Origin of the sequence: Thalassospira sp. UBA4513 (assembly GCF_002388495.1) — a bacterium.
GTDB classification, from domain to species: Bacteria; Pseudomonadota; Alphaproteobacteria; order Rhodospirillales; family Thalassospiraceae; genus Thalassospira; species Thalassospira tepidiphila.
Map to the genome: position 1 here is coordinate 1 of NZ_DGMR01000027.1, position 9,712 is coordinate 9,712.

At 54.4% G+C, this 9,712-nt stretch carries 7 protein-coding genes; 5 read left to right on the top strand and 2 right to left on the bottom strand.

Annotated features, from left to right (window positions below; translation table 11 throughout):
* Position 1: 1 nt before the first annotated feature.
* Positions 2 to 1,678, bottom strand: coding sequence for a DUF3369 domain-containing protein (locus B2T33_RS10910; RefSeq protein ID WP_286792007.1), 1,677 nt, complete (start codon positions 1,676 to 1,678; stop codon positions 2 to 4).
* Positions 1,679 to 2,096: 418 nt separating this feature from the next.
* Here B2T33_RS10910 and B2T33_RS10915 point away from each other — a divergent pair, with 418 nt between their 5' ends.
* From B2T33_RS10915 to B2T33_RS10925, 3 genes are all read left to right on the top strand, one after another.
* Positions 2,097 to 2,867 (top strand): HugZ family protein, encoded by a 771-nt coding sequence (locus B2T33_RS10915; protein WP_008889097.1) that lies wholly within the window; start codon positions 2,097 to 2,099, stop codon positions 2,865 to 2,867.
* 218 nt (positions 2,868 to 3,085) lie between these two features.
* Positions 3,086 to 4,711 (top strand): phosphoenolpyruvate carboxykinase, encoded by a 1,626-nt coding sequence (locus B2T33_RS10920; RefSeq protein WP_008889096.1) that lies wholly within the window; start codon positions 3,086 to 3,088, stop codon positions 4,709 to 4,711.
* A 178-nt stretch (positions 4,712 to 4,889) separates the two neighbouring features.
* Positions 4,890 to 5,765, top strand: a complete 876-nt coding sequence (locus B2T33_RS10925) for a substrate-binding periplasmic protein (protein ID WP_286792009.1) — start codon at positions 4,890 to 4,892, stop codon at positions 5,763 to 5,765.
* 67 nt (positions 5,766 to 5,832) lie between these two features.
* Here the strand turns inward: B2T33_RS10925 and B2T33_RS10930 are convergent, their stop codons facing one another.
* A complete protein-coding gene (locus B2T33_RS10930; RefSeq protein ID WP_286792010.1) occupies positions 5,833 to 7,515 on the bottom strand; it encodes an EAL domain-containing protein in 1,683 nt (560 codons plus the stop codon).
* Between the two features lie 459 nt (positions 7,516 to 7,974).
* On the opposite strand from B2T33_RS10930, the gene B2T33_RS10935 reads away from it, so the two are divergent.
* Together B2T33_RS10935 and dapD are read left to right on the top strand one after the other, a co-directional pair.
* The gene (locus tag B2T33_RS10935) at positions 7,975 to 8,670 is read left to right on the top strand and encodes a pyrimidine 5'-nucleotidase (protein WP_120223668.1); all 696 of its coding nucleotides are present in this window, start codon (positions 7,975 to 7,977) and stop codon (positions 8,668 to 8,670) included.
* A gap of 251 nt (positions 8,671 to 8,921) precedes the next feature.
* Positions 8,922 to 9,712 (top strand): 2,3,4,5-tetrahydropyridine-2,6-dicarboxylate N-succinyltransferase (gene dapD / locus B2T33_RS10940; RefSeq protein WP_286792011.1); only part of this gene is annotated, 791 nt, incomplete at its 3' end.

Genomic DNA, 9,712 nt, shown 5'->3' on the forward strand with positions numbered 1-9,712 from the left:
CCTATTGAGGTTCCACATCTAGGCACTGCAAAGTGATCTCGCCGCTTAGTCCGGCGCGCTCGGCAACCGGGATAAACCGACCGGGGGAAACCGATTTTCCTTCATCGATCCAACGACACAGAACCTCGCTACCGATGACGGCACCGGTCTTAAGACAGATTTTGGGTTGGAACACGAAGGTCAGTTTTCGATCCCGCACCGCTTCGCGTAACTTGCCAACCATCTGCAGCGCATTTTGAACTTCATCGGCCATGGACGGCTCAAACTCAGCGGTACCCCCCGGGGCCCTCTGCTTTTGTTTCAGCAATGTCAGCCTTGCTGCGCGCTGGATGTCGCTGGCACGGCGGCCTTGCGGGTTGCCGCGCACAACGCCGATGGTTCCGCGGACCACCACCGGGCTCCCGACCACTTCGAACGTCTCGTCAAAAATTTCTTCAATGGCTGAAACTTCGACTGTTCCGGTACTGTCAACAAGGCCAAGCGTGTATTCCCCGACGCGCGCGACCAATACACCTTCTCCGACAACCGAACGCAGCCGATCATAAACCGCGGTGATGACTCGATCGAAGTAATTGACGCCAAATGCAACGCAAAACTGTGCGGCATCTTCAATCGCGACCATCGCAACAATTGCCGCTTCACTGCCATTTCGCGTCATATGCATCAGTTCGCGATCAAACGCGTTCTGATTGGGAAGTCCGGCGCGCTGATCGACAAATGCCAGCTCCGCCAACTCTGAAATCAAGGCCAGATTGTCAAAACAGATCGCGAGATTGGTGGCAAACACCTCAACCAGGACGATATTTTCCGGGCTTAAGACCTGATCATGAACGAAATAGATCAACAACCGGCGTCCGGTGTCGCTTCGATGGCTAAACAGGATCTTGTTGCCGGAAATGACCGGTGCCGTGCCGTTGTTATCCCCTGCTGAAATCAGGTCATGATCTATGTCTTCGACATCCATAAGTCTTTTGCCGACATGGGATGCAAACCGCCCGATACCGGAAAGCACCACAAGGTCATCTTCCTGATCAGGCAACTCGGCAAGCGCGCAGACACCACCTTCCGGGCTAACCCGCAGGATGGCTGCAAGCTGGGTTAAAACCCCCTCGGCAAAAATATCGATACTCTTGTTTTGATAAAGGTACTGGGTGCCCTCGATCACCATTTCCAGACCGGCGCGCGTCCCCTTAAGAGCCCTGACATAATCAACCGTCCGGATCGCCGTTGTCAGCGAGGTGACAAGACGGGTACGAGTCAACTCGTCCTTGGACCAGTAGTCGTCAATCTCGTAATCACGGATGACCTGTTTTTCAGGCGCATCACCGGGATAACCGGTTCGTAAAATGATGCGTTGCTCGCGATATCCTTCGGCGCGGAGTTCCTCGACCAGACGCAATCCGCTATCTGGTCTCTCCATCACAACGTCAAGCAGGATGACCACGACGTCGGGTGTCTGACGCAGAATTTTAAGCGCCTCTTCTGCCGAAAAAACATGAATTAGCTCAAGCGGGCGGCCAAGAATCTGCACCCTGCGTAGCGCGAAGTCAGTCGCCTCATGTACGTCATTGTCATCATCAACGACAAGAATGCGCCACGTTCGATCACCTTGCCGCTCATCATCCGTGTTGGAACCTGCCTTCAACGGCCAGGTTTCCGACATAACTGGCTCAATCAAGGTTGTATCCTTTGTTCATTCGCGCTGCTTCAAAACGAAATCCGTCTCCGGCAACGCCAATTGTTTTTCTTCACTCTTCAAGTAACCCGGACCCAATTCCCTCAAAATGGGTGCGAACTAACTTGGTAACCTCCCCGAAACCTCTCGATACAAATCTTCAAAACAACACTTACTGATATGCGATATAAGATCACGCAAATCCGATTACAGCCCTGTCACTGGCAATTTTTGGGATCGCATGTCGCTCTGTCGGCCTTTCACGCGATCCCATTACTAGAAGTGCGTACGAGATCGATTTTTTCAACCTATGGATTACTAATCTTTGTAATTTTACCGTGAACACAGCAGGTTTTCGGTTTGGTTGCACGGCAAGCCCGTTGGGGTTATCTCTGAAAAAGCAACAACCACAAGGCCCCCAATGTCAGATACCGCACCGTCATCACACGCCCTGCGCCAGATGCTGCATCATGCCAGAAGGGCCGTTCTGGCAACAACCGCGCACGATCACGCTCAGATCCCTGATGGCTGGCCGGTGACATCGATGGTTGTCCCGGCCTGCGACATGGATGGTACGCCCTGCCTTCTGATTTCTGAACTTGCCGATCACACCCGCCATATCAAGGCCGACAACCGTGTTTCGCTTCTGGTGACAAACCACGATCTGGCGGAAAACAACGATGGCACGGCCATAATAGAAACCGATACCGCCCGATTGACCATCTTCGGGCGCGCCATGCCGGTAACAGCCGCCGCTGACCTTGACCGGGTGAAAAAACGCTATCTGCAAACCCATCCCGATGCCGCCCAATATGCCGGGTTTGCCGATTTCGGGTTCTATCGGGTTTCTGTCGATGCAGCCTACTGGGTGGGCGGATTTGGCAAACAACGCCGTCTTTCGGGTGACAAACTGATCCTGCCAGACTGTCAGGCACTGATCGACGGCCATGACGGGATCGTTGCGCATATGAATGCCGATCATGCCGATGCCATTTCCGGCATTGTCGGTCACTTCACCACCGCCGATCCCAGTGCTGGCTGGCAGATGCAATCGATTGATTGCGATGGCATGGTTTTGACCGCCAATTCGGTCGATATCGCACCGCTTAGAATCGACTTCCCGTCCCCGGTCCGAACGCCGGACGAGGCACGCGAAATTTTGGTCAAAATGTGCAAAATATGGCGCGCATAAGTCGGACCATTTGTATTCTGAACATTAAACCCGCGACCCTGAAAATGTAATTTTCGCAAACGCAAAAACACTTACGTTTTCCTAGGTATAAGGCAAAAGGAGCGGTTGCTTTTAAGACACCTTTGTAACAATATGTCTCAGCGCTCCCGATTACCCACAATTGGCAGTGTAAAATAGGACATTAACCCCCAGATTTTCATTCCCACCAGGAGAGTTTCGTGCTGCAATCAGGACCCGTTGTCAGCCGTGTAGGCCTTGAAACCCATGGCCTCAAAAACCTTGGCGCCGTTCACTGGAACCTTGACGCTGCCGGCCTTTACGAACATGCGATCCGTCGCAACGAAGGTAAAATCGCCAAAGGCGGTGCCTTTGTCGCCCTTACCGGCGAACATACCGGCCGTTCCCCGCTGGATCGCTTCATCGTCGAAGAAGAAAGCACCAAGGCAGATATCGATTGGGGCGATGTAAACCGCCCGGTCAGCCCGGAAGTATTTGAGCGCCTCTATCAGAAAGTGCGCGCATATTTCCAGGGCACCGAACTGTTCGTTCAGGATTGCTTTGCCGGTTCCGATCCGCGTTTCCGCCTGCCGGTGCGCGTGATCAACGAAAACGCATGGCATAACCTTTTTGCCCGCAACATGTTCATCCAGCCGCAGAAAGAAGAACTGCGCGACTTCGCGCCGGAATTCACCATTCTGCATGCGCCGGGCCTTCAGGCAGACCCGCAAGACGACGGCACCCGCTCCGAAGTCTTCGTGATGGTCAGTTTTGAGCGCAAAATGGTCATCATCGGCGGTACCTGGTATGCCGGCGAAATGAAGAAATCGATCTTCTCGGTTCTCAACCACATCCTGCCTGCCAAGGGCGTCATGCCGATGCATTGCTCGGCCAATATGGGCAAGAATGGCGACACCGCCGTGTTCTTTGGCCTGTCGGGTACTGGTAAAACCACGCTTTCTGCCGACGCATCGCGCACCCTGATCGGGGATGACGAGCACGGCTGGGGCGAAGACGGCGTCTTTAACTTTGAAGGCGGCTGCTACGCCAAGGTGATCAAACTTTCGCGCGAAGCAGAACCGGAAATCTTCGCAACGACCGAGCGTTTCGGTACCGTTCTTGAAAACGTTGTGATGAACAAGCAATCGCGCGAGCTTGATCTCGACGATGCCCGTCACACCGAAAACACCCGTTCTTCCTATCCGATCGAATTCATTCCGAATGCTTCGGAAACCGGTCGTGGTGGTCACCCGAAAAACATCATCATGCTGACCTGTGATGCCTTTGGCGTTCTGCCGCCGATCGCAAAGCTGTCCTCGGCACAGGCGATGTACCACTTCCTGTCGGGTTACACCGCGAAAGTTGCCGGCACCGAAAAAGGTGTCAAGGAACCGACTGCGGCGTTCTCGGCCTGCTTCGGTGCGCCGTTCATGCCGCGTCATCCCTCGGTTTACGCCAAACTGCTTGGCGAAATGATGGAAAAACACGAAGCCAATTGCTGGCTGGTCAATACCGGCTGGTCCGGCGGCGGCTATGGTGTTGGTTCGCGCATGAAGATTGCCTACACCCGTGGCCTGCTCAATGCTGCGCTGAATGGCGATCTTGAAAATGCCGAATTCGCGACCGATCCGTTCTTCGGTCTGGCCTATCCGACCGCCTGCGGCGACATCCCGGCTGATGTTCTGAACCCGCGCGAAAGCTGGAAAGACAAGGCTGCCTATGACAAGGCTGCCACCAACCTGACCGGCCTGTTTGAAAAGAACTTCGCGAAGTTCGAAGAACATGTCACTGATGATGTCCGCGAAGCGGCCATCCGCAACAGCGCGGAAGTCAAAGCCGCCGAATAAAATCGGACGTCACTTTGCAAAAAGGCCGGTGTTTGACACCGGCCTTTTTTTGTTGCGTGACTATTTGTAAATCTTTCTACCTTAAATTGTTTCATGCATCGCGCGAATAACTCATCCTTATCCGCCAAAGCGTGATAACATATTGATTCCGTTATTTTTTTAGAGCGGTTAAAAAATCGTGGGAAAGTGGGCCGGTATTCTTTCATATGTGTCTTTGCGCCGTTCTGCTATCGGCGCGCGCCAACATCTGCGCATGGCCAGCAAGATCATTTGCCTGACCCTTGGTGCCCTGGTCCTGCTTGGCACGATCAGTACGGCATCGGCCCAGAACACCCTGATACCCCCCGCTGGCAACCAGCGTACCGTTACGCTCGCGTGCAATCCGTTCCCGCCGTCAAAAATTGCCGAGAACGCCACTTTGCCGGGCTACGACATCGAAATATTGCGCGCCGCATTTGCCACGCGCAACATCACCCTGATCACGCCGTTTTACCCTTGGCGACGGGCCTATTTCCTTGCCAGTACCGGACAGGTCGATGGCCTGTGTTCATGCAGTTACCTGCCTGAACGCGAAGAGGAAATGTTTTATTCCTACCTGCTCGGCCATGTCGGGGTCGCATTCTATGCGTTTGGGGAGACCGCCCTGCAATCGCTGGAAAAGATTTCCGATGCCAGAAACATGATCATCGGTGTGGTCAGCGGTTACAGCCTTGAATCAACCGCCCGTACCGCCGGGCTTGATGTTCTGGTGGTCAATAACGAGGCCACCCTTCTTAATATGCTGCTGTCACGTCGTATCGATGCGGCCCTGTCCTACAAGGCACCCATGGAGTACGAGCTGCATCATTCGCAACATACCATCGCCGATATCGAGAATGTCCATTCCAAGGTGATTTCAAACAACCCCTACTTTGCCTGCATCTCGCGCCAGGCAAGGGACCCAAAGAAGTTGCTCAGGGAACTGAACAAAGGCCTTATCGCAATCCGGGAAAATGGCCTGTTTGAAAAAATCCTCGCCCGATATGGCGTGACTTCCGAGGACAGCAAAAACTGATCGGGCCCGTTAACGCCGCATCTCGCGGCTCAATATCCCTGCCCGGAAATGGCCTCGCCTGCCAGCATCACCGCCTATAAACAGAATCACGCCAATAAAGCGTAATGTCGGCTTCTGGCTTGCCGAACAGATAGCCCTGCGCGTAGTCAAAACCGGCCTTGGTCACAAGTTCGCGCATCTTGTCTGTCTCGATCATCTCGGCGACAACCTCGACATTGATGTCGTGACACAGATCGACAAGCGATCTCAGGAATGCCAGCCCCTTAGGCGTCTTGGTCGATTGCCGGATTGATTCGCCATCAATCTTTACATAATCGATATCCATTGCGCTGAGATACCGGAAGTTCGACGCACCGGTGCCGAAATCATCAAGGCAGATCTCGACCCCGAATTCACGGAAACGGGCAATCCATTTTGCCGCCGTATCGATATCTGCGATTTCGGCGGTTTCGGTGATCTCAAGCATCAATTGGCCAAGTGCCTCGCGATGGCGCTCAAACAGCGCAATCACAGACCGGCAAAAATCCGGATTTCCAAGCGAATGGCCGGAAATATTCACAGCAACCCGGGCGGTTATCCCCTGATCAAGCTGGGAGGTGATCCATTTAAGGTTTCGGCGCAACATCGCCAGATCAAGACGATGGACCATATTGACCTGCTCGGCAAAGCTGACCAGTTCCTGTGTCGGGATCAGTTTGCCATCATCGTCATAGAACCTTACCAGCACTTCGAAATGATGGATTTCCGCATTCGGCAGGCGCACGATCGGCTGATACACCGTGTCGAACTTCAACTGATCCACCCGGGTGCCGAAATCCTGCATCGCCGAAAAGGTATTGTTGACCAGATTATCCGCCTGCCCCATCAGGCGCGAAAACGTAAAGCTGTGCTCCTGCCGGTCACAGAACCGCCGGATGGAATACAAAACCCCGCGCGCCAGATCGCCCGGCGGGATCAGCTCGGCGGTAAAATCGGTCACCGATGAACTGACCTCGATGCCAACCCCGGTCGGATCGGCATCGCGCACACATTCCTCGATCCGTTTTTCAAGATCGCCAATCGGGACATCTGCGCGATGTAACATGCCAAATTGTTCTGTCCCCAGTCGCCCGGCCGTGTCGCCCGCAACCGAATGGGCGCGCAGAAAGGCTCCGACGCTGGCCATCATTTCCGCCTGTTCGATCTGTTTCATCCGCGCGCATAGCGGATCAAACGCATTGACGGTCATCAGGGTAAATTTGTGCTCGATCCCGGTTTCCCGGCGCGCCATCAACCGTTCCGTGACAACCTTTGACAGGCTTTCCTCATCAAGAAGTCCCGTAGCAGTGTCGCGCTGAAGGCTGGCGGCAACATCAGGCGACAGGGCATTGATAGCAACCCTGAGTGCGACAAAGAAATGGTCACCAAGATCAGGCAGGAAATAGCCGCTCATGGAAACCGGCGGGCTTAACATGTCGGCCTGCTGATTGAAGCGGACCTGAATATTGTCCATGCGCCCGCGACGGCGCGCGACCCGCAACATCTCTGTCACCAGCGGGCGATACTGTTTTGCCAGGAATTGGATGAACGACTTCCCCGACAGGTCTTGTGGCCGATGCCCCAAAATCCCGTCTGACGCGCCAGAGGCAAAAACAATGCGCAGATCCCCGTCCAGTTCCAGAAGAAGATCCCCCCAGACAAAGGCCAATGCCGCAAAACGGTTTCTTTCCTTGCGCAGTTCGGTTGTTCGCGCCTTTATAAGTTTATCCAATGCACCCTCTCACGCTGCCCGGATCAACAAGTGATTCCCTTCCCCCGAGCACGGAAACCAGTCTGATCGCCTTAATGGCTTTCGGTCATTTTCGCTGCTTCTACTTAACAAGGGTTTTACAAAACCTGAATTTACTATGCGGACGGATAATAATGTCCTCGCTCGGTTTTCCGGGCCGATCCTCCATCACATTTGATACGCGCAGCCCAAGGCACCAGACATGGATCCCGGACAAGAACCCAATATATGTTTGCTCTTTTTGGCGGTTTTAAACCCCTATGCAGTTCACGCCTGGCACCCTGCAATTCAACGGCGAACAAATGACCACGGGTACACCATTTGTGGTTCTGATTGATCCTGATGGTTTGCAACACCGTAAGGATCGCATACAAATGTCGACTGCCTGACACGCGCGCCAGGCACGTCTGTCCAACAAGCATATCCGGAAGGCCCCAGATCATGACCACCGCCCCGAAACGCAGATCCGAATTGCCCCGTGTCGACGATGACAGCGTTCTGATCTTTGATCTCGACAACACGCTTTATCCAGCGGCCTGCAATCTGTTTTCACAGGTGTCTGATCTGATCGGGCAATATGTCCGCGATGCGCTGAAGCTTGAAGCAACCGAAGCCCACCGGGTGCAGAAGGACTATTTCCATCGCTATGGCACCACCTTGCGCGGGTTGATGACCGAACATGAAATCGATCCGGCCGATTACCTTGCCAAGGTCCATGACATCGATCTGTCCGTGGTCGACCCGGCACCGGATCTTGCCAGCGCGCTGAATGATCTTCCGGGCCGTAAACTGATTTTCACCAATGCGTCGCGCGGCCATGCCGAACGGGTGATGGATCGCCTCGGTATTGCTGATCATTTTGAAACCATCTTTGACATCGTCGATGCCGAGTACATCCCCAAACCCAAGCAGGAACCCTATGACCTGCTTCTGGCGCGCGATGGGATTGACCCGACCCGTGCGGTCTATTTCGAAGACATGGCCAAAAACCTCCTGCCGGCCAAGGATATGGGCATGACCACCGTCTGGGTGCATACCGATCTTGAATGGGCGCAGGCCGGTCGCGATGATCCGCGCATTGATCATGAAACCGATGATCTTGTCGGCTTCCTGCGCGGGCTTAACAACGGATCGTAATCCCCCCGTTAAAGCTGCACCCAATCAGGGTGCTTCACTTCCCCGCGACCGGGCAGGGCAGCGCTGATTTGTCATCGTTCCAGGATTGAGCTTGGCGGTATGATCGGCTATGTCTATCGGCCACACGGGATCAGGAACGGAAATCTGCCTGAGACAGGCGTTTCTACGTAAACTGGCGGAGTTGACTTGCGCGCGCGCATTGACCATTCTCCGCCAACGCAATTTTGGCTGACCGCAAGGACCTTCGAAAAATGAATAGAACCGAGCTTGAAGGCGTGATCAACGTCGCATGGGAAAACCGCGACGAGATTAACTCCTCTACCCAGGGTGAAATCCGCAAGGCTGTTGAACAGACGCTTTCCGCCATGGATTCCGGCGACCTGCGCGTTGCCGAAAAAACCAATGGCAAATGGGTTGTCAATCAATGGGCCAAAAAGGCGGTTCTGCTGTCCTTCCGTCTCAATGACATGACCACCATCGCAGGCGGTCCCGGTGAAAACACCAACTGGTGGGACAAGGTCCCGTCCAAGTTCGAAGGTTGGGGCGAAGCAGAATTTAAAAAGGCCGGTTTCCGCGCCGTTCCGGGCAGCATTGTGCGCCGTTCGGCCTATGTCGCACCGGGCACCGTTTTGATGCCGTCCTTTGTCAACCTTGGCGCCTATGTTGATACCGGCGTGATGGTTGATACCTGGGCCACGGTTGGATCGTGTGCACAGATTGGCAAGAACGTTCACCTTTCGGGTGGTGCCGGTATCGGTGGCGTGCTTGAGCCGCTTCAGGCTGGCCCGGTCATCATCGAAGACAACGCCTTTATCGGCGCACGTTCGGAAATCGTTGAAGGTGTGATCGTCGAAGAAGGTGCCGTCATTTCGATGGGTGTCTTCATCGGCGCATCGACCAAGATCATCGACCGCACCACCGGCGAGACTTTTGTCGGTCGCGTTCCGGCATATTCCGTGGTCGTTCCGGGCAGCATTCCGGGTAAGCCGCTTCCGGATGGCACCCCGGGGCCGAGCCTGTATTGCGCGGTCATCATCAAACG

What these genes read in the sequence shown, in the direction of transcription:
- B2T33_RS10915 (WP_008889097.1), top strand. Translation starts at nt 2,097, where the DNA reads ATGTCAGATACCGCACCGTCATCACACGCCCTGCGCCAGATGCTGCAT.
- B2T33_RS10935 (WP_120223668.1), top strand. Translation starts at nt 7,975, where the DNA reads ATGACCACCGCCCCGAAACGCAGATCCGAATTGCCCCGTGTCGACGAT.